The following is a 21,724-nucleotide window of genomic DNA, read 5'->3' as shown; positions in this document are numbered from 1 at the left end:
CTGCACCGTCGGGGTCCGAGCGGGCGGGGGCGGGGCTACCGTCCGTCCTCCCCGTTCGCGGCCGCCTCGCGGAGCGTTTCGACGTGGTCACGAACAACCGACAGCGTCGCGTCGGCGTCGGCGTATCCCTGGTCGTACTCGGCGATCGCCGTGTCGGTCTCGTCGAGGAAGCGCTCGACGGCCTCCGGAAGGTCCTCGCTCATATCGTCGGTTCGGCGCGGCACCTTATAAGGTCCGCGTCGAGCGGACGTTCCGCTACTCGATCTTGACGTGCTCGGACTCCTCGTTGAGGGCGAGGTTGGCGGCGATCTCGGCGTTCCGCATCGCGTACTCGGCGGTGTGCTGGAGGCTGACGAGCACCTCCCGGACCCTGAGTAGGTCCTCGTTGTCCATCTCGGAGAGGTCGTCCAGGATCTCCGACTCGCGGTCGCTGATGTCCCGGAACAGGTGCCGGCACTCGACGGTGAGGTCGTAATCCCGCTCGACGACCGACCGGACCGCAAGCTCCGTGAGCTCGTCGACCTGGTCGGTGAACTCTCGGATCCGCCGCATCGTCGACTGCTCGACGGCGAGCGATTCGCCGTCGGTCTCCAAGGCGATCTCCGCGATGTCCTCGGCGTTGTCCGCGGTGAGCTCCAGGTTCTTCGCGACCGACCGGTAGCCGATGAGCGGGAACCCCGAATCGAGCCCGACGGCCTGGGTCAACGCCGGGTTCTGATAGGAGGTGAAGATCAGCCGGAGCAGCAACACGAAAATCTTGTTCGCCTGTCGCTCCCGGTTGAGCGCGCGCTGGGCGAGGTCGGTGTCCCCGTGGGCCAGGGCCTTGATCGCCTCGCCGCGCATCGTCGAGCCGGTGTTCTCGAGCCGCTGCAGCAGGTTGTTCAGGGTGAAGTCCTCCGGATCGACCGAACAGCGGATCGCGATGCTCTCGGGCGTCTCCTCGATGACGCCGAGACCCATCAGCTGGGTCTCCGCGCGATAGACGGCGTTGATGTGGTCGCTGCCGAGCGGGCCGTCGCTCTCGACGTGGATCACCCGCCGCCCGAGCACGTACTGGGCCACGATTGCCCGCTCGACCGCGCCCGAGTCGAGGTCGTCCGCGTAGATCGTCGCCTCCGACTCCTCGGTGTTGGCCGACTCGGGGAGTACCGTCAGCGTCCCCGTGCCGCCCATCCGGATCGAGACCTCGTCGCCCTTGTCGACGTCGTGCTCGCTCGCCCATTCGGCCGGCAGCGTCATCGCCAGCGTCGAGGGACCGAGCCGCTGAACCTTCCGCGTTTCCATACCCGTCGGTATCGCGTCAGCGACCTTAACCCTATCCCTATGACAATTATACACGCCTCGAAAAATACAAGGGATAATTCGGGATCCGGAACGCGAAGGTACCGATCGGGACGAACCGGGCGGTTCGGACACGAAATCGGACCGGTATATAAACGCAGCCGGGAAAGTAGAGAAATTGAGCCGCGAAGGTATATAAACGCAGCCGCGAGAGTATATAAATGGAGTCGGGCGGGATCCGGAGCGGGGCGCCTAAAGCGACGGACTCTCAAACGATCTCGATCATCCGCGTCTCGAAGGCGCCGATCCGCACGCGGGTCCAGCCGCGAAGCGCCGCGTCGAGCTCCGGATCGTCGGTGTCGACCCGGAGGACGGACAGCTCGTCGAGCTTGCTCCGGGAGGCGACGATCGAGACGTCACACCGTCGGATCACCGCCGGCGACAGCTGCGGGTTCCCGCGCCCGAAGACGAACCCCTGGCCGCCGATCGGCGAGACGACGATGACGTTCTCCTCGCCGAGCGCCTCGAGGATCTGCGACTCGGTCGCGTCGCGGACGAGCACCTCGCCGTCGCGCCAGACGTCGACGCCGATGGGCGTCGGATCGAAGCCGAGCTCGGCCTTGATCGCGCCGACGGTCGACCCCGGGCCGAGAACGTAGGTCACGCCCGGCTCGACGTCGCGGGCAACGCCCTCCGCGAGCGCCTCGACCGTGCCGCCCCCGAGCTGTTTGGACGACTGGAGCGCGTCGGCGACCGGCACGGACGCGACCGCCCGCAGCTCCGGGGACACCTCCCCCTCGCGGTAGTCGTCCTCGTCGATGTCCATCACCTCCCGACGCTCGGTGCGGTCGAAGGTGACCGCGACGTCGGCGGCGTCCTCCGGCGAGACCGCGAACACCGACGAGTAGACCTTGACGCCGGCCGGAACGCCGAGCATCGGCGTCTCCGTTCCCTGGAGGGCGGTCGCGACGTCGGCGGCCGTCCCGTCGCCGCCGACGAAGAGGACGAGATCGACGCCGGCCGCCGCGAACGCCTCGACCGCGGCGGTCGTGTCGGCAGCGCTCGTCGACGCGTTCGCGTACCGGTCGTCGCTGGACGTGGCAGCTTCGTCGTCCTCGCCTCCCTCCGGCAGGCCCACGTCCGCCGGCAACCCCGAGTCCGGATCGTACACGACCTCGGGGTCGAACCCCGCATCCCGGACGATCGACGCGCCCATCGGCTCCCCGGCGGTCGAGATCCGGATCGACGCGTCGTGTTCGGCGAGCCGCGTCAGCATCCGGCGGGCACGGTCCGGCGACCGCGGCTCCGCGCCGCGCTCGCGCGCCTCCGCGACCTTGTCGTCGGTTCCCTTCAGCCCGACGCGACCGCCCATCCCCGCGATCGGGTTCATCACGACGCCGATGTGCATACCGGGTCTGGGGCCGGCGCGGTCCTAAAGGACCCGGAGTCGCCTCATCCGTTCACCGACGAGATGTGTTCCCCCATCGACGAGATGAGCTTCCTCACCGACGGACACCGAGCGCCAGTCCGGCGACCACGACGACCGCGATCTGGACCCCGACGCCGACGCTCGATCCGACGAGCACCGCGGCGGTGACGATCCACGATTGCGCCAGCTCGACGACAAGCAGGATCGCGCCGGCCGTGAGCAGATGGGCGAGCGCGGCGATGCCGCCCGCGGAGAGGACGCGATCGGTTCGGAGGATGGTCCCGGCTTCGGCCTTCCGGGTTTCGCCCTTCCGGGTTTCGCCCTTCCGGGTTTCGCCCCTCCTCGATTCGTCCCGCCGACCGACCAGATACGCCGTCCCGAGGACGAGGCCGTACACGGCGAGGAACGAGACGAACCGACCGCCGAGGGTGGTCAGCGCCAGCAGCCGGGGTGCGAGGGTCGCGCCGTCGAGCTCGATCAGGAGCATCGACAGCCGGCGCGTCACGCCGATGGCGACCGCGGCGATCCCGGCGACGATCGGGAGGAGGGCAGCGACGTTCACGCGGTGATCGTTTCGGAGTCGGCCCGTGAACGTTTCGGTCGAAAAACCAGCTCCGAGCCGATTCGGCAGCCAGCGACCGATCCGGCCGTCACTCCCCCTTCCGAAGTCGGCTCCCGGTCCGTTCGGGGAGCCCGACGTCAGCGATCCGGTCGACGACGCGGTCGACGTCGTACTCGACGCGGTGCAGGTCGACCGTCATCGGCTCGGGGGGTGATTCGTCCCCCGAGTTCGATCCCTCCGCGTTCGCATCGGTCTCGAGGACCGCGTAGGCGGCTCGGGGGTCCCCGTCCCGGGGCTGGCCGACGCTGCCGGGATTGACGATGACCCTCCCGTCGACGGTCTCCCGATGTTGCACGTGCGTGTGCCCGAGGACGAGCCCCCGGTAGTCGTCCAGATGGCGGCGCAGGGCCGGGAACTCGGACGGATAGACGTATTTGTCCTGGATGGTGGGGTGGTCGTGGACCACGAGCAGGTCGCCGTCGGCGACCGTCACCGACCGCGGGCGGTCGGCGAGCCACTCGCGCTGTGCGTCGGTTAGCTCCCGGTTGGCGTGTTCGAGGCCGGCCTCGGCCATCCGGTTGGCCGCGTACTCGTGCGGGCGTTCGACGGTGCGGTCGTGGTTACCGACCACCACCGCGTCGGCGATCTCCCGAACCCGCTCGACGCACTCGGCCGGCCACGGGTTGTACCCGACGACGTCGCCGGCACAGACGACCGAATCGACCGCCGGCATATCCGCCCACACCGACTCCAGCGCCGGGAGGTTGGCGTGGACGTCGGCGATCAGTCCGACTCGCATACGTCCGGATCGATCCCCATCCGGCTTAAAAGGTGACCTGACCGGCTCGCTGCGATCGCCGCTGATGCCGGTCGCCCCTCGGGGGTCGCAGTCGAGAACGAACCGGTGAGTGCATCAAGACGTCGTTTCCACGCCCGCGATCTCGAGCCCGTGCACCCCGGTCGTCCTCCGTTACCACGCTACTGTGCCGGCCGTGGACCTCGGCGCACCCTTTTAAGCACGCCGCCCATACGCCCGACGATGAGCGGCAAGCCCACCGTCGGGGAGTACATGACGCGCGAGGTCAAGACCGTCGCGCCCGACGACACGGTCGCCGAGGTCGCACAACGGATCATCGATTCCGACGGCCACAACGGATTCCCCGTCACCCAGGGGCGAACGGTACAGGGGTTCGTGTCGGCACGGGACCTCCTGCTGGCCGACGAGAACGCGCAAATATTCACCGTGATGTCCGAGGACCTGGTGGTGTCCCATCCGGACATGAAGATCACCGACGTCGCCCGGGTGATCCTCCGGTCGGGCATCCAGAAGCTGCCGGTCGTCGACGACGCCGGCAACCTCGTCGGCATCATCTCGAACACGGACGTCGTCCGGTCGCAGATCGAGCGGGCCACCCCCCAGAAGGTGGGGAAGCTGATGCGAACTCTCGAGCAGATCCACGGGGTGGGCGTCGAGGAGGAGCGCCGCACCGTTCGGCTCGATCGACTGACGCCGACGCAGGCGCGCGTGTACGCCGACGAGCTCGAGGGACGCGAGTACGAGCTGGAGAACGGGCTCGCCGAGCCGCTCGTGGTCATCGACAACGACGGCGACCTCTACCTCGCCGACGGCCACCACCGCGTGATGGCCGCCCAGGAGATCGGGCTGGCGGAGATGGACGCCTACGTGGTCGTCCTCGACGAGCCGGTCGAACTCGGCATGGCCCAGACCGCCCGTCAGGAGGGACTCGACTCGCTGTCGGACATCGAGGTCGTCGACTACGCGCGCCACCCGCTCGTGGAGGCGACGAAACGGCTGCAGTAACGGCCGCACCGGCGAGACCGCTCGCGGGGGTCGCCTAGGCCTCGGACCGTTCGAACGCCGCCTTCCATTCGTCGACGAGCGCGTCGGCGGCGGCCGCATCCGCGACCGACTCGCGGCGGTAGGTCCGGCCCGCCGGCGCCTGTTCGAGCCGATCGATCCGGACGACGTAGCCTTCTCCGTCGCCGCGCTCGCGTTTGCGGATCGACGCGAGGCCGTCGGATCGTTCCCACTCGGTGATGCCGTCCCGGTCGCGCCGAACGCGCCAGCTCATACGCGACTGGCCGGGCGGCAGGCGCTAAAGGACCCCGATCGCGGGTCGAGCCGAACCCCGAACGACCGCGGATCCACGTGCTTTTAGGGTCGCCCTTTTAACGTGGTCGTATGAGCTTCGAGAAGGACGACGCCGTCGTGCTGAGCGACAAACACAGCGAGTACGACGGGGAGGTCGGCACGATCACCCAGAAGATGGACACGATGTTCGGCGACGCCACGTACACCGTGAGCTTCGAGGACGGTCAGGAGACCGGCGTCCCCGCGGAGGCGCTCGAGGCGGCCGACGAGGAGGCTGCCGACGCCGACGACGCTGCCGACGAAGCCGACGAGGAGTAACGCGACGTCACGATGGCCCGGGTTCCGCTGCATTACGTCGAGCTCCGAACGTTCTGCTACGCAACCGAGGACGAGAAACGCGTCACCGCGGCGCTGGAGACGTTTCTCCCCGAGGATGCCGCGATCGAGCGCGTCGAGAACGTCGGACACCACGGCGACCGGATCGTGGTCCTGTCCGCCCGGGTCGAGACGGCCGACGAGATGCGCCACGTTCTCGACGCGCTCGGCGACCTCGAGCGTCTCGATCGGGTGATCGGCGAACTCGACGAGCGCGTCGACGAGAACTGTTCGCTGTTCCTCCGGCTCGACAAACAGGCGGCGTTCCGCGGCGACGTCCGACTCGGCGACGGGATCACCCTCCGCGCGAAGGTCGAGGCCTACCCGGCCAAGCAGGAGACGGCGGTCGAGAACGCCCGCGAACTGCTCGAGCGCCACCGCGGCGACGAGAACTGAGCGACCACCTTCCGCTCGGTCGACTCATTGATCCCGCTCGGTACCCATCGTCCCCGACCGGCCCCCATCCTCGCCACCCTGTACCGCTCGTCTGAGCGTTCGCACGCCGAGGAACCGCGGGACGCGTTCGGCGTAGCGGTCGTACGTCTCGCCGAACGAGACCCGCAGGTGCGGCTCCTCCGCCCGCGGTAGGAGCAGCACCCAGCCGACGTGCACCGCGGCGAGTACCGCGACCGGCGCCGCGTCCGCGGCCACGGCGAACCCCGTCACGCCGACGATCATCCCGACGTATTGCGGGTTGCGCGTGTACGCGTACGGGCCGCCGGTGTAGAGGTCGCCGGTGACGCCCATCGTCTCCGCCGAACGCATCGTTCGCGCGCCCCACGCGAAGACCGCGGTCCCACAGAGCGCGAGCACGACGCCCGTAACCGTCACGGCGCGGGGCAGCCCCCACGTCCCCCACTCGAGGACCGCGGTGGCGAGGAACGAGGCGTCGAAGACCGCCACGAACGTCCAGTGACAGTAGTACGCCGGCGTGCGGTCGCCGGGGGGCCACCACTCCCGATCGGTCAGCAGCGTTCCCAGCACGATCACGTACACGCCCAGAGCCGACGCCAGGCCGGCCCCGAACGCGAGTTCCGTCGGCGTCGTACCGAACTCCGCCAGCGTCGTACCGAACTCCGCCAGCGTCGTACCGAACTCCGCCAGCGTCGTACCGAGATTCGTCGGCATCATACGATCGATCGATGGCGTTCCGAAGGGGCGAGGCTGCTGCCTCACTGCTGCGGGACTTATTTATATGTCTGCCGAAGATGCGGGATCGAGATGCGCTACGCTCGCGTTCGGATCAGCCACGACCCGGGAACGCGCCATCCGATGCACGCCTTCGAGATGGCCCACGACCGGATCGAGCGCGCGGAGCTCCGGTACTGGAACGCAGTGCTCGACGGGACGAACGCGTTCGTCTTTCGGATCGTCGGCGATCCGGAACCGTTCCGAGCGAAGCTCGTAGCCCGCGAGTCGACGATCGACTACGCCCTCACTCCGGCCACGAACGGCGTGTTCCACTGCTGCGTCCGCGACGAGGCGACGCCGGCCGACGAGAGCTACATCGCGGCGTTCGCACGGGGGACCCTCGTCATCGTCCCGCCGATCCGCTTCAACCCCGACGGCACGACGGATCTGACGCTCGTCGGGACTGTGGAGGACGTGGCCGCCGCAGTCGAGGACCTGCCCGAGGGCCTGTCAGCGACCGTCCGGTCCGTCGGCCCCTACGATCGATACGCGGATCCCGTGACCGCGGGACTCGTGGAGCCCGACGCGGCGGCGCCCGCGGAGCAGGCGACGACGCTCACGGAGCGACAGCGTGCAGCCGTGACGGCCGCGGTCGAACACGGGTACTACGACTCGCCGCGGGCCGGGACGGTGTCCGAGGTCGCCGACGAGCTCGGCGTCTCGACGGGCACGGCCGCGGAACACCTCAGAAAGGCCGAAGCGACCGTAATGGGTCACCTCGTGGGTCGATAGCAGGGAGGCGATACGAACGGCGTCGTCAACCGCGGATCAGTAGCCGAGCTCGTCCCGCACCAGCACGACGGTCGTCCGTCCCTCGGCCATCTCCCGGCGGAAGATCAGCTGCTTCGCGATCGCGGATCCGACGCCGTAGGCCTCGTTCGCGCGCTCGTTTTCGAGGGGATACGCGACCGACTCGAGCCGGTCGAGGGCGTCATCGAGCGTCGGAACGACCTTGTTCACGCCGCTGACGATGAGCACGTTCCCGGCGGCGAAGGGGTAGGCGCCGATGCGGCTGCCGGACTGGTCGGCTGCGACCAGTTCGCCGCTGGCGGCGACCGCGTTGATGCCGCCGAGGAAGTAGTCGGCGGTCTGCGCCTTCCGACGGGCAGTCTGCCGTTCCGCCTCGTCGTCGATGCTCCCGATCTCCTCGGGCAGGCTCTCCCAGCCGTGGTCGCCCTCGGAGAGGTACTCCATGAAGCCGATCTCCTCGAGCGTCGTCGAATGGCCGTTCATCACCGACGCGCCCGCCGGGATTCGATCCTGGAGGGTCTCGAGGGCTTCGTCGGCGGAGTCGACCACGACGACCTCGAACCCGTTCGCCTCCAGGTTCGAGACCGCCTCGGAGAGCGTCTCCTCGTCGGGCTGCTGGTCGAGCGATGCGTCGATCTCGGCGTCGTCAACGTAGTCAGTCTTGGTTTGTGACATCGAGTGGTGGTTACTAGCGCCTCCATCCACTTAACGAGGCGCGGACGCGAGGATCAGCCGGTGACGTCGGTGTTACCGAACGTTCGAGCAGAACGCCTCGTCCATCAGGACGGGGAGGCCGTCACTCCTCGGGCCACTTGATCGAGCAGCCGCGCGAGGGACGGTCCGGAATCGAGACGTCCTCGCCCGCCAGAACCGACTCGATCGCCCGTCTGACGTACGACTCGGTGGGCTCCTCGTCCGGGTTGAGGGCGTCGTCCAGCCGGCCGTGATACGCCAGCCGCCAGGTGTCGTCCGCCTCGTCCCGCCGAAACAGGAAGGGGTCGGGAGTACAGACCGCGCCGTAGGCGGCCGCGACCGACGCGTCCGCGTCCCGAAGGTACGCGTCGTAGGCGATCGTGCCGTCGGCGACGAGCTCCCGCATTCGATCCGGGGAGTCATCCGGGTACTCCTCGTCGTCGTTCGGGTTGATCCCCACGACCGCGACGTCGTCGTAGTCGGCGGCGATCGCGTTCAGTGGCTCGAACTTCGCCTGCGCGTACGGACAGTGGTTACACGTGAACACGACCAGCAGCGCGTCGACGTCGAAGTCCGCGAGCCGGTAGCGGTCGCCGTCTGCGCCCGGAAGATCGAAGGCCGGTGCGGCGTCGCCACGCTCCAGCTCGGAGTCGGATTCCATCGCGACCATACCCGTTCGTTGGCCCGCGAGGCCGATAAGGGACCGGGTCCCGACGGTCGACGACCGGCGCTTCACGAGTCGTCGTCTTTATCAGTGTCGTGGCGTCACCAACGTGCAGGTTGTCCGGGTGAACGCGGACGAGACGACGCCGGAAGGACACGATCAACACATGAGTGACCCAACCGACGCGACGACGAACGGTGACGCGACGACCGACGGTGGAACGAGCGCGACGCCGGAAGGAGGACGGGCGAGCCAGCGCGAGGCCGCCTCCTTCGTGGAGTACGGGATCGAGGACAGACCGCCCGCGGGGGAGTCGTTCCTCCTCGGGGTCCAGCATTACCTGACGATGGTCGGCGCGAACATCGCCGTCCCGCTGGTGCTCATCAACGCGATGGGCCCGAGCGAGGCGCAGGCGACGACGCTCATCGGGACGTTCTTCGTCGTCTCGGGGATCGCCACCCTTCTCCAGACCACGGTCGGGAACCGGTACCCGCTCGTGCAGGGCGCCTCCTTCGCGCTGCTGGCGCCGGCGCTCACCATCGTCGGCGCCGTCGGCGGCCCCTTCGACCTGGCGATACGGGAACTGCAGGGCGCGATCATCGCCGCAGCGACGGTACAGGTCCTGATCGGCTACTCGGGACTGATGGGCCGACTCAAGCGGTACCTCTCGCCGGTTGTCGTCGCTCCGGTGATCGCGCTCATCGGCCTCTCGCTGTTCGGCACGTCGCAGATCGTGACGCCCGGACAGAACTGGTGGCTGCTCGGACTCACGCTCGTCTGCATCGTCGGCTTCTCGCAGTATCTCGACACCTATAGCCGCTACGCGCGGCTGTTCCCCGTCCTGCTGGGCGTCGTGACGGCGTATCTGGTCGCCGTGGCGCTCTCGCTGGCCGGGATCTACGGCCCCGAACAGGTCGGCTACGTCGCTCCCTCGTCGGCGCTCGAGGCGCCGCTCGTCCTGTCGATCACTCCCTTCCAGTGGGGGCTCCCGCTGTTCACGCCCGCCTACATCGTCGGCATGTTCGCGGGCGTCGTCGCCTCGATGATCGAGAGCTACGGCGACTACTTCGCGGTGGCCCGACTCGCCGGGGTCGGAGCCCCGTCGCGGAAACGGATCGACCACGGCATCGGGATGGAGGGCATCGGCAACGTCTTCGCGGGGATCATGGGCACGGGTAACGGCTCGACGTCCTACTCCGAGAACATCGGCGCGATCGGCATCACCGGCGTGGCCTCCCGGTACGTCGTGCAGGTCGGCGCGGTCGTGATGCTCGTCGTCGGTTTCTTCGGCCCGTTCAGCCAACTCATCGTGACGATCCCCGACCCGATCATCGGCGGCCTGTTCATCGCGATGTTCGGCCAGATCGCGGCGGTGGGCCTCTCGAACCTCAAGTACGTCGACCTCGACGCCCAGCGGAACGTCTTCACGATCGGCCTCGCGCTGTTCGCGGGGCTGGCGATCCCCGCGTACTTCGGCGGGCTCGAGAGCGTCCCGGCCTTCCGCGAGGGGATGCGCCAGGTCGCGGTTCTCGGCCCGGTCCTCGGCACGCGGATCGTCGCCGACACGGTCTTCGTGATCGGCTCGACGGGGATGGCGGTCGGCGGCATCGTCGCCCTGCTGCTCGACAACACTATCCCGGGCACCCGCGAGGAGCGCGGCCTCGACCAGTGGGAGGCGATCTCCGAGGAGGAACACGAGTTCCAGACCGCTCTCGAGCGCTACACGGAGTGACCTCCCGATGGTCGCCCCGGACACGACCGGCGGCGACCGCACTGTAGCCACTGACGCGGCCGCTGACGCAACCACGGGTAACGACCGCGTTCGGTACCGCGGAACGGACCGGTTCGGCGGCGCCCTGCGCGTGACCGGCCGGCGGATCATATTATACGATGACGTCGATGATGGGAATGGCGGCGACGATGGGAATGGCGGTGACGATGGGAATGGCGGCGATGGGAATGGCGGCGACGATGGGGAGGGCGACGACGGCGACCCCCAAGACGATGCCGCCGAGGGCCGTGCGATCCCCCTCACCGTCGTCGACGAACTCACCTATCGGAGCGTCGACTGGTTCACGCTGCTTTTGGGGATCGGGATCGTCGCGTTCGGGCTGGTCTCGATCCCGCGAAATCGGCTCGGTGCGGCGGCGTTCGTCCTCGTCGGGGTCGGCAGCCTCGCGGTCACGTGGCGGCGGCGCGGGCGCGTCCGGATCCACACCCACGGTCGCCCGAAGCCGGTTACGGCGTATCCGTCCGACCCGGAAGGATTTCTGGCCGCGGTCGACGGGGCACTCGCGGACGTTCGTTCGGAGCGGTCGAACGGGATCGAAACGGCGGACGCGGTCGGCGAACCGACCGAAACCGGGAGCGACGACGCACGACGGGATTGACATCCTCCCCGCGCTGAAGCGCGAGGCTTTCTCCTTGATTCTCCGTAACCGCCGCGCCACGCCTCACGCGTCCACCGGGGAGAGTTCGGCCGCCTTCGCACGGGCCTGCGACACGATCTCGGGTTTGGCCGCGAACGCGACGGTGACGTGGTCGTCGCCGTAGGACTCCTCCTCGACGTGGCCGTGGTCGTGGATCCAGGAGACGACGCTCATCGTGTCGTCGGTCATCGGAAGCAGCAATCGCTCGTGTTTCCAGTCCGGGAGTTCGTCCTCGACGCGGTCGCGGAGGGCCGCGACTCCGTCGCCCTCCCGGGCGGAGACGACGACGGGGTTCGGCGCCAGCCCCGACAGCGCGGCGCGTTTCTCGGCGATGGCCTCCTCGTCGAGGCGGTCGGCCTTGTTGAAGACGGTCACGATCGGCGCCTCGTTGCGCTCGCGGAGCGTGTCGTGGCAGGTGACGAGCTTCTCGCGCATCTCCCGGACCGGCTCGCTGGCGTCGACGACCAGCAGGACGAGGTCGGCCCGGTAGACCGAATCGAGCGTCGATTCGAACGACTCCACCAGCCAGTGTGGGAGATCCGAGATGAACCCGACGGTGTCGGTGAGCAGGACGTCCCGTTTATCCAGCGTGGCCCGCCGCGTGGTCGTTCCGAGCGTGGTGAAGAGCATGTCCTCCGACTCGGCGGTCGTCTCCAGGTCCGGGTGCCGGTCGACGTTCTCCTCGACGTCGAGGTCGGCCGCGAGTTGCCGCATCAGCGTCGACTTGCCGGCGTTGGTGTAGCCGGCCAGCGCGACCAGGTCGAACCCGGAGGCCCGGCGCTCCTCACGGCGGGTCTGTTCCTTCTCGGCGATCGACGCCAGCTCGTCGCGAATGTCCGAGATGCGGCGTTTGATGTCACGCTCGACGCTCTCGTCGTACTCGCCGAGCCCCATGAATCCGGGTCGCTCGTCGCGCTTGGCGAGGCTGGCCTTCGCCTCGGCCCGCGGGAGCTCGTAGCGCAGCTCCGCGAGCTCGACCTGGAGCTGGGCCTTTCGAGTCCGTGCACGCTCGCCGAAGATCTCGAGGATGAGCGTGAACCGGTCGATGACCGCGACGTCCTCGGGAAGCTTCCCGCCGATGTTGAACGTCTGATACGGACCGAGGTCGTTGTCGACGATCACGCAGTCGGCGTCCGTCTCGGCGACCAGCGCCGCCAGCTCCTCGACTTTCCCCTCGCCGAACATGTAGGCCGCGTCCTCCTCCCGGGTCTGCGTGAGCCGGCCAACCACCTCGTAGTCGACGGCGTTCGCGAGCCGCTCGATCTCGGAGAGGTCGGCGGCCCCGGAATCGACGCGTTTGGCGACGACGGTCCGTCTGCCGGCCCCGCCGGTCGCCGATGGCTCGCCGCTCATCGGTCGCGATCGCGGACGGCGGACGCGGCGTGGTGTGTTACCTGCACTGTTTCGGGCTCAGTTACGTCCTCGACGTATTTAAAACACGGCTGGCTTCGCCCGCTGACGAGTCCGGGAGTTGCGGTCGGTCGAGGACGCCACCCGAATGAACGGGCGGGTCGACGAGATCGGTCACAGGTCATACGCCTCGATGAGAACGTCGCTGCCGATCGCCGCCAACACCGCGACGAGGACGCCCGCGAGGAGCGCGAGCCTGAGGTCGCCGTTCCACAGCAGGACGGCGACGAACGCGACCATCCCGACCGCGTTGCCGAGCAGCAACCGAAGCGTTCTCGAGCCGCCCGTCGGAGACGTCCGGTCGTTCACGTCGCGGGAGTCGGGATCCATCTCGAGACGTCGTTTCCTCCCGTGGAGCAAAGCCGCTTCGCTTGCGGTCACGTCGAGGTGCCGTTCCCCCCGGGGTTCGCCTCGGCGTTCCGGCGGTGCAAGTCATCGAGGTCGTTCGACGGTCGGTATCAACGGGCAAAAGACCCCGGCCCTCCTTGAGACGTATATGAAACCCAACCAGATCGACTTCACCGTCGATTTCGCCTACGGGGTGCTGCTCTTTCTCGCGATCGTACTCATCGCCACGGTCGGGACCGGCGTCGGCATCGCGTTCGGCCTCGGCGCGCTCGTCTCCTACGTGATCCACGTCGGGTGGAAGATGTCACGGTTCGACCCCGAGTGGATGACCGAGGAGGTGACCGAACAGATCGAGGAGACGATCACCGAGGAGGTAACCGAGAGCGTCGGCGAAAAGGTCTCCGAGGACGTTTCGGAGAACGTCGAGCAGACGGTCGCCGAGAAGGTCAGCGAGGACGTCGGGGAGCAGGTGACCGCGGAAGTGACCGAGGAGGTCACCCAGAGCGTCGAGCAGAAGGTGACCAAGGAGGTGACCGAGAACGTCGAGGAGGCCCTCTCCGGGGAGATCGACTCGATCATCGACCAGCTCGAGGAGGTCAACGACCGGATCGAACGACGCCCAAGCCGAACCGAATTGGACGGCGAAACGGCGCCGGACGCGGGCGATCGTGGTCGATACGAGACGGTTGATCCCGCCGAGACGGACGACGACACGGAGGACGCGGCGGACGACACGGAAGACGAGACGGACGACGACACCGAGGACGAGACGGACGACACGGAGGACGAGACAAGCGGCGACACGGAGGACGACGCGGCGAACGAGGAGTCCAGTGCATCGCAACCGACGATGAACGCCCGGGACGGCGCGGAATGACCGTCTCCGTTGCTGCCGATTCTCGGAACATCGGGCGGCACGTGCACGACGGCCGAGGCACCGGTACGGCGGGTATACGGGGGGGAACCGACTGATGGCGGCCGATCCGTTGATCGTGCTCGGCCTGGTCGTTGCCCTGTTCGTCGGGTTCAACATCGGCGGCTCGACGACCGGCCCCGCCTTCGGACCCGCGGTGGGTGCTGGCGTGATCTCGAAGATCCTCGCCGGCGCGTTGATGTCGGTCTTCTTCTTCGGCGGCGCGTGGACGATCGGGCGGCGCGTGGTCGACACGCTCGGCCGGGACCTCCTGTTCGATGCCGGCGTGTTCACCATCGAGACCAGCATCGTAGTGCTGTTCTTCATCGGCGGCGCGCTGTTCGTCGGGAACTACACCGGGGTTCCGGCCTCGACGTCGATGACCGCCGTCGGCGCGATCGCCGGCCTGGGCGTGGCGACGGGCGAGTTGAACTGGGCCGTGATGGGCGAGATCGCCGTCTGGTGGATCGTCGCGCCCCTCGTGGGGTTCTGGGTGTCGGTGATGATCGGGCGGTACGTGTATCCGACGATCAACCGCTGGGTCGCGATCACGACGAGCGACGGGTCCCTGATAGTACTGGATCGGTCGGGGACGATTCCGGTCCCCCGTCCCGGCCCGAACACCACGCGGCGCGAGTTCGTGGGGACGATCGTCCTCGTGGCCATCAGCTGTCTGATGGCGTTCTCCTCGGGTACCTCCAACATCGCGAACGCGATCGCCCCGCTGTACGGGGCCGGCGTCGAGATGAACCTGCTGATACTGCTCGGTTCGGCAGCGGTCGCCCTGGGCGCGCTCACGATCGCGCGCCGCACGCTCGACACGCTCGGCAACAACCTCACCGACCTGCCGCTCACGGCCGCGATCGTCGTCGCGATCGTCTCCTCGGGGATCGTCATCGGCCTGTCGGCGATCGGCATTCCGGCCTCGTTCGTGATCATCGCGACGATGTCGATCGTGGGACTGGGATGGGGCCGCGCCACCCGAACGACGACGCTGTCCGACGGCATTCGCGGCGAGGAGGAGACCACGGTGTCCGTTGGCGCGCTCGCAGCCGAGGAGCCCGGCGAGGAGGCGCCGACCCTCGGCGAGGAGAGCCCCGAGGACATTCCCAGCGCGGCCGACCTCTTCGACCCGACCACCACCGGCCGCGTCATCCTGATGCAGAACCTCGTCCCGGTCCTCTCGACCGGCGGCGCGTATCTGACGTTCTGGCTGCTCTTTCGGTACGCCTGGTGATCCGGCTGCACCGTCGGTTTCGTTTCCCGTTCCGTCGATTCGTTTCCCGTTCCGTCGCCCGTTCCGCTATTCGTCGCGGTCGGATCGCAGCCGCCAGAGCGCGTGCGTGACCGCCGGCAGGGAATGGTCGGTCTCCGCGGCGATCTCCAGACACGTGGAGCGATAGCAGCGGTAGGCATCGACGTCGGGCGGATCCGGATACGGCTCCGCGAGCGCGCCGCGGTCCCGAAGCGCCGTCCACTCGCGCTCGCTCACGACCGGATACGACTCCGGGGCGAGAAACGCGAGGAACGCCGAGGCGACGCCCACGTCGACGCCTGCGAGCACGGTGAGTGTCGCGATCGCGTCCGCCACGGCGCCGGTATCCGTCCCGTCGTCCTCCGTCCCATCGTCTCCACCGACATCGTCCCCACCGGCATCGTCCCCCTCATCATCCACGCGGTCGGCCGCGCTCGTGATGGCCGCGATCACGTCGTCGAAGGGGTTGGATTCGAACCGTTCCTCGACCGCACGGCGTTCACGGTCCGGGTACGCGCCGAGATGGCGCCGGAAGTACCACCGGACCACCCACTCCGCGTCCCGCCGGCCGAACTCGCCGGCGCGGAACGCGTCGGGTAGCGTCTCGCGCTGTTCCTGCTCGACCGCGTAGAGCGGTTCCTCCCCCCGATACGCGGCGGAGAGCTCCGCGATCGTGTCGGCCGTGAGGTCGATTTCGTTCGAGGCGTCGGTCATCTCGCGTGACGGTTCGTCGCCGGGCTCCCTGAACGTTTCTCGACGCGACCCGGTCACCGTTTCGAGGCGGCCTCCCCTCGCTTGCGAGGCGATCCGACCGCCGTTCGGCGTTTCGACCCCGGCCTTCCGTGATCGACCAACACACTCATACCCCGAGAGTGCGATGATTACGACATATGCACGTACACGCGGAGGGATGCCATTATGTCCAGTGAGGAATCGGAACCGGTCAAGACGATCTGTCCGTACTGCGGCGTTGGCTGCGGGATCCAGGTCGACCAGGGTGAGGATCCCGGCGACGTTCAGTTCCGTCCGTGGGGCGACGCGCCGGTCAACGAGGGGCGGATCTGCATCAAGGGCGGCGCGGCCACGCAGGTCGTGAACCACGAGGACCGCCTGACCGACCCGCTGATCAAGGAGGACGGCGAGTTCCGCGAGGCGAGTTGGGAGGAGGCGTACGGTCGCGTCGTCGACGAGCTCGAGCGCATCCACGGGGAGTACGGCTCCGACGCGATGGGCTTTTTCGGCTCCTCGAAGACGATGAACGAGGAGAACTACCTCCTCCAGAAGCTCGCCCGCCGATACGGCACCAACAACGTCGACAACTGCACGCGAATGTGCCACGCCTCGACGGTCTACGCGCTGCGGACCAGCCTCGGCGCGGGCGCGATGACGAACAGCATGGCCGACCTCGAGGAGGCAGCCGACGTCTTCTGGATCCAGGGCGCCAACCCCGGCGAGCAGCATCCGATCGCCAACAGCCAGTACTTCCGGCAGGCGGTGCTTGAGGGGGCGACCGTCATCCAGGTCGACCCCCACGCGAACAAGACCACGCGGTCGTTCCAGATCGACGAGACCGACCGCCATATGCACCTCCAGGTCGAGCCCGGGACCGACATTCCGCTTCTGAACATCGTCCTCAAGACCGTCCTCGAGAACGGCTGGGTCGACGAGGAGTTCATCGAGTCGCGGACGGAGGGCTTCGAGCACCTGCAGGAGACCCTCGAGGACTTCGACAAGGAGGCCGCCGCCGAGGAGTGCGGCGTCCCGCTCGAGGACATCGAGCTCGCGGCGGAGAAGTACGCGAACGCGAACAACGCCGCCATCTTCACCGGGATGGGGATGAGCCAGCACACCTGCGGCGTCGACAACGTCCAAAACGAGATCAACCTCGCGTTGATCACGGGGAACCTCGGCCGACCCGGAACCGGCGTCAACCCGCTGCGCGGCCAGAACAACGTCCAGGGAACCTCCGACGTCGGCGCGATGCCGAACGTCCTCCCGGGCTACCAGCTCGTCGACGACGACGAGGCCCGCGAGAGCGTCGAGGAGGTCTGGGGCTTCGAGGTGCCCGACGAGCCCGGCCTGACGAACGTCGAGATCTCCCACGAGGCGGGCGACTCGATCAAGGGGCTCTACATCATGGGCGAGAACCCGATAATGTCCGAACCGGACTCGAACCGCGTGGCAGAGCGGATCGACCAGCTCGAGTTCACCGTCGTGCAGGACATCTTCATGACCGAGACCGCGGAGTACGCCGACGTGATCCTCCCGGCGACGACGTGGGCCGAACGCGGCGGCACCGTCACCAACACCGACCGACGCGTCCAGCGGATGCGGGGCGTCGAGAAGGTCCACGAGAACACGAAACACGACCTCGAGATCGTCTCGGAGGTCGGCACGCGCCTGTTCGGCGAGGGCAGCGGCTTCGAGTTCGAGGACCCCGAGGAGGTCTTCGAGGAGCTGCGCGAGGTCTGTCCGATCTACCACGGAATGACCTACGACGGCCTCGGCGAGGTGGGGCTCCACTGGCCCTGTTATGAGGAGGGCGACGAGGGCGACCCGTTCCTCTACGAGGACACCTTCGACACCGAGAGCGGACTCGGCCAGATCGAGGGCGTGCGCCACCAGCCCCCCAAGGAAACGCCGGACGACGAGTACCCGCTGATCCTCACCACGGCCCGGCTCGAGGAACACTACAACACGGGAACGATGAGCCGGCGCTCGCCGCGGCTCAACAGCCAGCACCCCGAGAACTTCGTCGACATTCACCCGAACGACGCCGAGCGGTACGGCGTCGAGGACGGCGACTACGTGCGGATCACCTCGCGCCGCGGCGAGATCGAGGTGAAGGCACAGGTCACCGAGGACATCAAGGAGGGCGTCATCTGGACGACGCCGCACTTCGCGGCCGCCTCCGGTAACGTCCTCACGAACGACGTGCTCGACGAGCGCGCGAAGATCCCCGAGTACAAGGCGGCCGCAGCGGAGATCGAGGTCACCGTCGACGCCGGCGCCGGCGACCCCGACGACGCGCCCGCCGACGACTGATCGGCGCGCTCATCGGTACGCAGGCCGTCAGTACGTCGCTTACTCGATCGCGCGTTTCTCCTTCTCGAGGACTTCGACGTCCGCGATCCGCGTGTCTGGATAGGTACCGTCGGCGGTCTTCTCGGCCGCCTTCACCATGTCCCAGACGACGTTCAGCCCGGTGGTGACGCCCTCGAGCGCCTCCATCTCGCAGCCCGTCTTCCCGGTCGTTTCGACGGCGACGGTGAGGACGACGCGGTCGGACTCGACGGCGAAGTCGGTCTCGACGTTCGTGATCGGTATCTGGTGGCACATCGGGATCGTCTCCCAGGTGTGTTTGACCGCCTGCACGGCGCCGATCCGCGCGGTCGCGAGCACGTCGCCCTTCCCGATCGCGTCGGCCTCGATCGCCTCGATCGTCGACGGCGTGAGGCGGATCGTTCCGCGGGCGACCGCCCGGCGGGCGGTGTCGGGCTTGTCGCCCACGTCGACCATCTGGACGTCGCCGTCGTCCGTGGTGTGGGTCAGATCCTCCGTACCGCTCGGGCCGGAGCTAGTAGTGGGGTCGGAGCCGGAGTCACCCTCGGAACCGGCGTCGCCCGCACGCTCGGAACCGGCGTCGTCCTCACGCATCGGTACGCACCGCCTCCGGGATCCGCTCGATCAGGTCGGTCGCGACCAGTCCGTATCCGTGGTCCTCGACGACCAGATCGCCGGCTCGCCCGTTCGCGTACGCGCCGATCGCGGCGGCCTGGAATGGGCGCTGGGTGCACGCGATCGCCCCGACGGTGCCCGCGAGCACGTCGCCGGTCCCGCCGACGGTCATTCCGGGATTCCCCGTCCTGTTCACCCGGAGGTCATCGCCGTCGGAGACCACGTCGTAGGCGCCCTTCACCAGCATCGTGTGGCCGATTTCGCTCGCGAACTCGCGGACGAGCTCGGCGCGGTCGCGCCACTCCTCTGCGCGTGGGCCGCCCATCGCCCGCAGCTCGCCCTGGTGGGGCGTACACACGAGCGTGGCGTCGGTCTCCACGTTCGGGACGACCTGCAGCGCGTCCGCGTCGACCACGGCGCGTCCGTCGTAGCTCTCGAGGAAGCGCTCGACGGCCGACAGCGTCGGCTCGGCGTCGCCGAGACCCGGACCGAACACGACGACGTCCCGGTCGGCCGCGAGGTCACGGATCCGGTCGAGGTGATGGGGTTCGAGGATCTCGCCCGGGAACCCGTGGACGATCAGGTTCTCCGAGAATCCCTGCACCTCGCGGGCGACCGACTCCGGACAGGCCACCCGGACGAGGTCGGCGCCGGCACGCAACGCCGCCCGCGCCGCGAGCGTCGGCGCGCCCGTGTACGGACCGCCGCCGACCACCAACACCTCGCCGTGGTCGCCCTTGTGGCTCTCCGGGTCCCGATCCAGCCCGAGAAGGTCGCCGGGACCGGTGAACAGCTCGGCGGCGTCCGGGATCCCGATGTCGGCGACCGTGACGGCCACGCTCGTGTCGTTTCCCTCGAAGGCGTCCGCAAGCCCCGGCTTGGCGTCGTGAAACGTCACGATCCGGTCAGCCGGGACCGCGACCCGGTCCCCGTCCGAGCCCGCCGCGACCTCCCCGGTATCGGCGTCGACGCCGGAGGGAACGTCGACGGCGATCACGGTCGCGTCAGCGTCGGCGGACGAGTCGGTGGTCTCGGCGATGCGTCTCGCAACCGTCCGTTCGGGCTCCCGGAGCGGACCGGATACCCCGGTGCCCAGCATCGCGTCGACGACGACGTCCGCGTCCGCGAGGGCCAGTCGGTCCGGTTCGGCGACGGGATCGGCGACCGACTCGGCGTCGATCTCCGCCGCCGCGAGCGCGTCCCAGTTCTCCCTGGCGATCGTCGTCGAGATCGACTCGGGACGTCCGAGCAGGCGAACGCGAACGTCGTAGCCGGACAGGAATCGGGCCGCGGCGAAGGCGTCGCCGCCGTTGTTCCCGCGCCCACACACGAGCGTCACCGTCGCACCCGGGTCGACGGTCGTCCGGACCTCACGGGCGATCGCGTTGCCCGCGGACTCCATCAGCTGCTTGCGGGGGACGCCCAGCGCCGCCGCGTTGGCGTCGACCGCCGCCATACGATCCGCTGTGATCATTCACCGTCCGCTTCGGTCGGACCGGGATTAAACGTGCGGGGATCGGGAGCCGGAACCGGTCCTCGGCGCTATGCAGCGTGTCGGTCGATCACCGATCGGAGTCGCTCCTCGTTTTGGGCGCCGACGAGACGCTCGACGGGCTCGCCGTCGCGGAACAGCAACATCGTCGGGAGTCCCCGGACCCCGTACTGGCTCGTCAGGGACTGATACACGTCGGCGTCGACCTTCAGCACCGTCGCGGCGGTCGTGGCAGCGACGTCCTCCAGGATCGGCTCGAGCATCTTGCAGGGGCCACACCAATCCGCGTAGAAGTCGACGAGGACGAGGTCGTGGCCAGCCAGCGCGTCCTCGAAGGACCCGCCCTCGTACTGGATCGGATCGTCGGGCGATCCGGCGGACGTCTCGCCGCCGTCGGCGGGCTCGCCCGCGTCCGCGCCCAGCGTTCCGTTCGCGGCCTTCTCCTGCAGCTCCTCCAGCTTTCGCTCCCGGATCGCCTCGAGGTCGTCATCGCCGGCCGGGTCGGCCGTCGACGAATCGTTCGATGGGACGTCACTCGAGGGTGACGAGACGTCGCTCGGTGATGAATCGCTCATATTCGGAGTAGCCGCTGCACCGTTGTAAGGGATCCGTTGGAAATGCGTCGATCGCACACGACAGCCACGTCGGAGCCGGCGACGCTGCCTCCCCGACGACAATCCTTTCCGCGCTCGAGCGAACAGTCGCCCGTATGTCTGACTCGTCCGCCCCGACGCCGTGGTTTCGCAAGTACTGGAGATGGACGGGGGCGGCCCTCTTCCTGCTGATCACCGTCGACCTCCTGACGTCGATGTACGCGGTCGCGGCCGTCGGGATCGAACACGAGTCGAATCCGGTGATGGCGTGGCTGCTCGCGCGGCCGCTGTGGGTGATCGCCGGCGTGCATCTGGTCGCGGTCGGACTGCTCATCTTCCTGTTCTACGGGCTCGCGCAGCTGGTCCGCGAGACGCCCCCGGCCTATCGCGGGCCGTTCAAGCGACTGATCGAGGCCTTCCTCGGACTCCTGCTTGCGGCCGGGTTGTTCGTGTTCGCGAACAACCTCGCGGTGATCGTCTACGGGCGCAGCCTGCTGTGACCGGGACGTCGACGAACGAGGTCAACCGGCCAACCGAAGGGACGGGTA

At 68.2% G+C, this 21,724-nt stretch carries 25 protein-coding genes; 10 read left to right on the top strand and 15 right to left on the bottom strand.

Translation table 11 applies throughout. The features are described 5' to 3' along the window. Positions 1-35 precede the first annotated feature (35 nt). From CPZ00_RS15655 to CPZ00_RS13815, 5 genes are all read right to left on the bottom strand, one after another. Positions 36-203 carry a hypothetical protein gene (locus CPZ00_RS15655; protein ID WP_172861843.1) on the bottom strand — a complete coding sequence of 56 codons (168 nt, stop codon included), beginning with the start codon at positions 201-203 and terminating at the stop codon, positions 36-38. Between the two features lie 52 nt (positions 204-255). Continuing rightward, entirely contained in the window at positions 256-1,284 is a 1,029-nt protein-coding gene (locus CPZ00_RS13830) for a phosphate signaling complex PhoU family protein (RefSeq protein ID WP_096391410.1), read from the bottom strand. Between the two features lie 265 nt (positions 1,285-1,549). Continuing rightward, complete coding sequence (locus CPZ00_RS13825; protein ID WP_096391409.1) at positions 1,550-2,689, bottom strand: ATP-NAD kinase family protein; 1,140 nt, start codon at positions 2,687-2,689, stop codon at positions 1,550-1,552. Between the two features lie 94 nt (positions 2,690-2,783). Beyond that, a complete protein-coding gene (locus tag CPZ00_RS13820; RefSeq protein WP_096391408.1) occupies positions 2,784-3,272 on the bottom strand; it encodes a hypothetical protein in 489 nt (162 codons plus the stop codon). Between the two features lie 88 nt (positions 3,273-3,360). After that, the gene (locus tag CPZ00_RS13815; RefSeq protein WP_096391407.1) at positions 3,361-4,071 is read right to left on the bottom strand and encodes a metallophosphoesterase family protein; all 711 of its coding nucleotides are present in this window, start codon (positions 4,069-4,071) and stop codon (positions 3,361-3,363) included. A gap of 240 nt (positions 4,072-4,311) precedes the next feature. Between CPZ00_RS13815 and CPZ00_RS13810 the strand changes: the two genes are divergently transcribed. Then, positions 4,312-5,094: a CBS pair associated ParBc domain-containing protein gene (locus tag CPZ00_RS13810; RefSeq protein WP_096391406.1), complete on the top strand. Its 783-nt coding sequence runs from the start codon at positions 4,312-4,314 to the stop codon at positions 5,092-5,094. Positions 5,095-5,128: 34 nt separating this feature from the next. Here the strand turns inward: CPZ00_RS13810 and CPZ00_RS13805 are convergent, their stop codons facing one another. Next, positions 5,129-5,365, bottom strand: a complete 237-nt coding sequence (locus CPZ00_RS13805) for a DUF7543 family protein (RefSeq protein WP_096391405.1) — start codon at positions 5,363-5,365, stop codon at positions 5,129-5,131. 110 nt (positions 5,366-5,475) lie between these two features. Between CPZ00_RS13805 and CPZ00_RS13800 the strand changes: the two genes are divergently transcribed. Both CPZ00_RS13800 and CPZ00_RS13795 read left to right on the top strand, forming a co-directional pair. Further along, positions 5,476-5,703 carry a DUF1918 domain-containing protein gene (locus CPZ00_RS13800; protein ID WP_096391404.1) on the top strand — a complete coding sequence of 76 codons (228 nt, stop codon included), beginning with the start codon at positions 5,476-5,478 and terminating at the stop codon, positions 5,701-5,703. A 12-nt stretch (positions 5,704-5,715) separates the two neighbouring features. Further along, entirely contained in the window at positions 5,716-6,156 is a 441-nt protein-coding gene (locus CPZ00_RS13795) for an RNA-binding protein (RefSeq protein ID WP_096391403.1), read from the top strand. 24 nt (positions 6,157-6,180) lie between these two features. Here CPZ00_RS13795 and CPZ00_RS13790 read toward each other — a convergent pair whose 3' ends face one another. After that, positions 6,181-6,888: a methyltransferase family protein gene (locus CPZ00_RS13790; RefSeq protein ID WP_096391734.1), complete on the bottom strand. Its 708-nt coding sequence runs from the start codon at positions 6,886-6,888 to the stop codon at positions 6,181-6,183. Positions 6,889-6,981: 93 nt separating this feature from the next. On the opposite strand from CPZ00_RS13790, the gene CPZ00_RS13785 reads away from it, so the two are divergent. Then, positions 6,982-7,683 (top strand): helix-turn-helix domain-containing protein, encoded by a 702-nt coding sequence (locus CPZ00_RS13785; protein WP_096391402.1) that lies wholly within the window; start codon positions 6,982-6,984, stop codon positions 7,681-7,683. Between the two features lie 36 nt (positions 7,684-7,719). Here CPZ00_RS13785 and CPZ00_RS13780 read toward each other — a convergent pair whose 3' ends face one another. Both CPZ00_RS13780 and CPZ00_RS13775 read right to left on the bottom strand, forming a co-directional pair. Beyond that, positions 7,720-8,376: a lactate utilization protein gene (locus tag CPZ00_RS13780; protein WP_096391401.1), complete on the bottom strand. Its 657-nt coding sequence runs from the start codon at positions 8,374-8,376 to the stop codon at positions 7,720-7,722. A 121-nt stretch (positions 8,377-8,497) separates the two neighbouring features. Then, complete coding sequence (locus CPZ00_RS13775; RefSeq protein ID WP_096391400.1) at positions 8,498-9,064, bottom strand: thioredoxin family protein; 567 nt, start codon at positions 9,062-9,064, stop codon at positions 8,498-8,500. 160 nt (positions 9,065-9,224) lie between these two features. Between CPZ00_RS13775 and CPZ00_RS13770 the strand changes: the two genes are divergently transcribed. Continuing rightward, on the top strand, positions 9,225-10,790 hold the full coding sequence (locus tag CPZ00_RS13770; RefSeq protein ID WP_096391733.1) for a uracil-xanthine permease family protein: 1,566 nt from the start codon (positions 9,225-9,227) through the stop codon (positions 10,788-10,790). Between the two features lie 7 nt (positions 10,791-10,797). After that, the gene (locus tag CPZ00_RS15760; RefSeq protein ID WP_199243364.1) at positions 10,798-11,448 is read left to right on the top strand and encodes a hypothetical protein; all 651 of its coding nucleotides are present in this window, start codon (positions 10,798-10,800) and stop codon (positions 11,446-11,448) included. Between the two features lie 63 nt (positions 11,449-11,511). Here CPZ00_RS15760 and hflX read toward each other — a convergent pair whose 3' ends face one another. Next, entirely contained in the window at positions 11,512-12,840 is a 1,329-nt protein-coding gene (gene hflX, locus CPZ00_RS13760; RefSeq protein ID WP_096391399.1) for a GTPase HflX, read from the bottom strand. A 171-nt stretch (positions 12,841-13,011) separates the two neighbouring features. After that, positions 13,012-13,227, bottom strand: a complete 216-nt coding sequence (locus tag CPZ00_RS13755; protein WP_096391398.1) for a hypothetical protein — start codon at positions 13,225-13,227, stop codon at positions 13,012-13,014. A 166-nt stretch (positions 13,228-13,393) separates the two neighbouring features. Between CPZ00_RS13755 and CPZ00_RS13750 the strand changes: the two genes are divergently transcribed. Both CPZ00_RS13750 and CPZ00_RS13745 read left to right on the top strand, forming a co-directional pair. Beyond that, entirely contained in the window at positions 13,394-14,122 is a 729-nt protein-coding gene (locus CPZ00_RS13750; RefSeq protein ID WP_199243363.1) for a hypothetical protein, read from the top strand. A 94-nt stretch (positions 14,123-14,216) separates the two neighbouring features. Next, positions 14,217-15,395, top strand: a complete 1,179-nt coding sequence (locus tag CPZ00_RS13745) for an inorganic phosphate transporter (RefSeq protein ID WP_096391397.1) — start codon at positions 14,217-14,219, stop codon at positions 15,393-15,395. Positions 15,396-15,461: 66 nt separating this feature from the next. Here CPZ00_RS13745 and CPZ00_RS13740 read toward each other — a convergent pair whose 3' ends face one another. After that, entirely contained in the window at positions 15,462-16,127 is a 666-nt protein-coding gene (locus tag CPZ00_RS13740; protein WP_199243362.1) for a hypothetical protein, read from the bottom strand. Positions 16,128-16,331: 204 nt separating this feature from the next. Here CPZ00_RS13740 and fdhF point away from each other — a divergent pair, with 204 nt between their 5' ends. Beyond that, the gene (fdhF, locus tag CPZ00_RS13735) at positions 16,332-18,458 is read left to right on the top strand and encodes a formate dehydrogenase subunit alpha (RefSeq protein WP_096391396.1); all 2,127 of its coding nucleotides are present in this window, start codon (positions 16,332-16,334) and stop codon (positions 18,456-18,458) included. Between the two features lie 39 nt (positions 18,459-18,497). Here the strand turns inward: fdhF and moaC are convergent, their stop codons facing one another. The 3 genes from moaC to trxA all read right to left on the bottom strand — a co-directional run bounded on the left by moaC (position 18,498) and on the right by trxA (position 21,158). Next, positions 18,498-19,070, bottom strand: a complete 573-nt coding sequence (gene moaC, locus CPZ00_RS13730; protein ID WP_096391395.1) for a cyclic pyranopterin monophosphate synthase MoaC — start codon at positions 19,068-19,070, stop codon at positions 18,498-18,500. After that, positions 19,063-20,565: an NAD(P)H-hydrate dehydratase gene (locus CPZ00_RS13725; protein WP_096391394.1), complete on the bottom strand. Its 1,503-nt coding sequence runs from the start codon at positions 20,563-20,565 to the stop codon at positions 19,063-19,065. The genes moaC and CPZ00_RS13725 overlap by 8 nt, the downstream gene beginning before the upstream one ends. Before the next feature lie 68 nt (positions 20,566-20,633). Further along, complete coding sequence (trxA, locus tag CPZ00_RS13720) at positions 20,634-21,158, bottom strand: thioredoxin (RefSeq protein ID WP_096391393.1); 525 nt, start codon at positions 21,156-21,158, stop codon at positions 20,634-20,636. 134 nt (positions 21,159-21,292) lie between these two features. Here trxA and CPZ00_RS13715 point away from each other — a divergent pair, with 134 nt between their 5' ends. Then, positions 21,293-21,676: a DUF5658 family protein gene (locus CPZ00_RS13715; protein ID WP_096391392.1), complete on the top strand. Its 384-nt coding sequence runs from the start codon at positions 21,293-21,295 to the stop codon at positions 21,674-21,676. The last annotated feature ends 48 nt before the right edge of the window (positions 21,677-21,724 follow it).

It is taken from the genome of Halopenitus persicus, from assembly GCF_002355635.1.
Taxonomy (GTDB): Archaea; Halobacteriota; Halobacteria; order Halobacteriales; family Haloferacaceae; genus Halopenitus; species Halopenitus persicus_A.
This window is presented reverse-complemented; position numbering and strand designations above follow the sequence as displayed.

Coding starts and splice junctions, on each gene's coding strand:
- CPZ00_RS15655 (WP_172861843.1), bottom strand. CDS start 203: ATGAGCGAGGACCTTCCGGAGGCCGTCGAGCGCTTCCTCGACGAGACC.
- CPZ00_RS13830 (WP_096391410.1), bottom strand. CDS start 1,284: ATGGAAACGCGGAAGGTTCAGCGGCTCGGTCCCTCGACGCTGGCGATG.
- CPZ00_RS13825 (WP_096391409.1), bottom strand. CDS start 2,689: ATGCACATCGGCGTCGTGATGAACCCGATCGCGGGGATGGGCGGTCGC.
- CPZ00_RS13815 (WP_096391407.1), bottom strand. CDS start 4,071: ATGCGAGTCGGACTGATCGCCGACGTCCACGCCAACCTCCCGGCGCTG.
- CPZ00_RS13810 (WP_096391406.1), top strand. CDS start 4,312: ATGAGCGGCAAGCCCACCGTCGGGGAGTACATGACGCGCGAGGTCAAG.
- CPZ00_RS13805 (WP_096391405.1), bottom strand. CDS start 5,365: ATGAGCTGGCGCGTTCGGCGCGACCGGGACGGCATCACCGAGTGGGAA.
- CPZ00_RS13800 (WP_096391404.1), top strand. CDS start 5,476: ATGAGCTTCGAGAAGGACGACGCCGTCGTGCTGAGCGACAAACACAGC.
- CPZ00_RS13795 (WP_096391403.1), top strand. CDS start 5,716: ATGGCCCGGGTTCCGCTGCATTACGTCGAGCTCCGAACGTTCTGCTAC.
- CPZ00_RS13790 (WP_096391734.1), bottom strand. CDS start 6,888: ATGCCGACGAATCTCGGTACGACGCTGGCGGAGTTCGGTACGACGCTG.
- CPZ00_RS13785 (WP_096391402.1), top strand. CDS start 6,982: ATGCGCTACGCTCGCGTTCGGATCAGCCACGACCCGGGAACGCGCCAT.
- CPZ00_RS13780 (WP_096391401.1), bottom strand. CDS start 8,376: ATGTCACAAACCAAGACTGACTACGTTGACGACGCCGAGATCGACGCA.
- CPZ00_RS13775 (WP_096391400.1), bottom strand. CDS start 9,064: ATGGTCGCGATGGAATCCGACTCCGAGCTGGAGCGTGGCGACGCCGCA.
- CPZ00_RS13770 (WP_096391733.1), top strand. CDS start 9,225: ATGAGTGACCCAACCGACGCGACGACGAACGGTGACGCGACGACCGAC.
- CPZ00_RS15760 (WP_199243364.1), top strand. CDS start 10,798: ATGGTCGCCCCGGACACGACCGGCGGCGACCGCACTGTAGCCACTGAC.
- hflX (WP_096391399.1), bottom strand. CDS start 12,840: ATGAGCGGCGAGCCATCGGCGACCGGCGGGGCCGGCAGACGGACCGTC.
- CPZ00_RS13755 (WP_096391398.1), bottom strand. CDS start 13,227: ATGGATCCCGACTCCCGCGACGTGAACGACCGGACGTCTCCGACGGGC.
- CPZ00_RS13750 (WP_199243363.1), top strand. CDS start 13,394: ATGAAACCCAACCAGATCGACTTCACCGTCGATTTCGCCTACGGGGTG.
- CPZ00_RS13745 (WP_096391397.1), top strand. CDS start 14,217: ATGGCGGCCGATCCGTTGATCGTGCTCGGCCTGGTCGTTGCCCTGTTC.
- CPZ00_RS13740 (WP_199243362.1), bottom strand. CDS start 16,127: ATGACCGACGCCTCGAACGAAATCGACCTCACGGCCGACACGATCGCG.
- fdhF (WP_096391396.1), top strand. CDS start 16,332: ATGTCCAGTGAGGAATCGGAACCGGTCAAGACGATCTGTCCGTACTGC.
- moaC (WP_096391395.1), bottom strand. CDS start 19,070: ATGCGTGAGGACGACGCCGGTTCCGAGCGTGCGGGCGACGCCGGTTCC.
- CPZ00_RS13725 (WP_096391394.1), bottom strand. CDS start 20,565: ATGATCACAGCGGATCGTATGGCGGCGGTCGACGCCAACGCGGCGGCG.
- trxA (WP_096391393.1), bottom strand. CDS start 21,158: ATGAGCGATTCATCACCGAGCGACGTCTCGTCACCCTCGAGTGACGTC.
- CPZ00_RS13715 (WP_096391392.1), top strand. CDS start 21,293: ATGTCTGACTCGTCCGCCCCGACGCCGTGGTTTCGCAAGTACTGGAGA.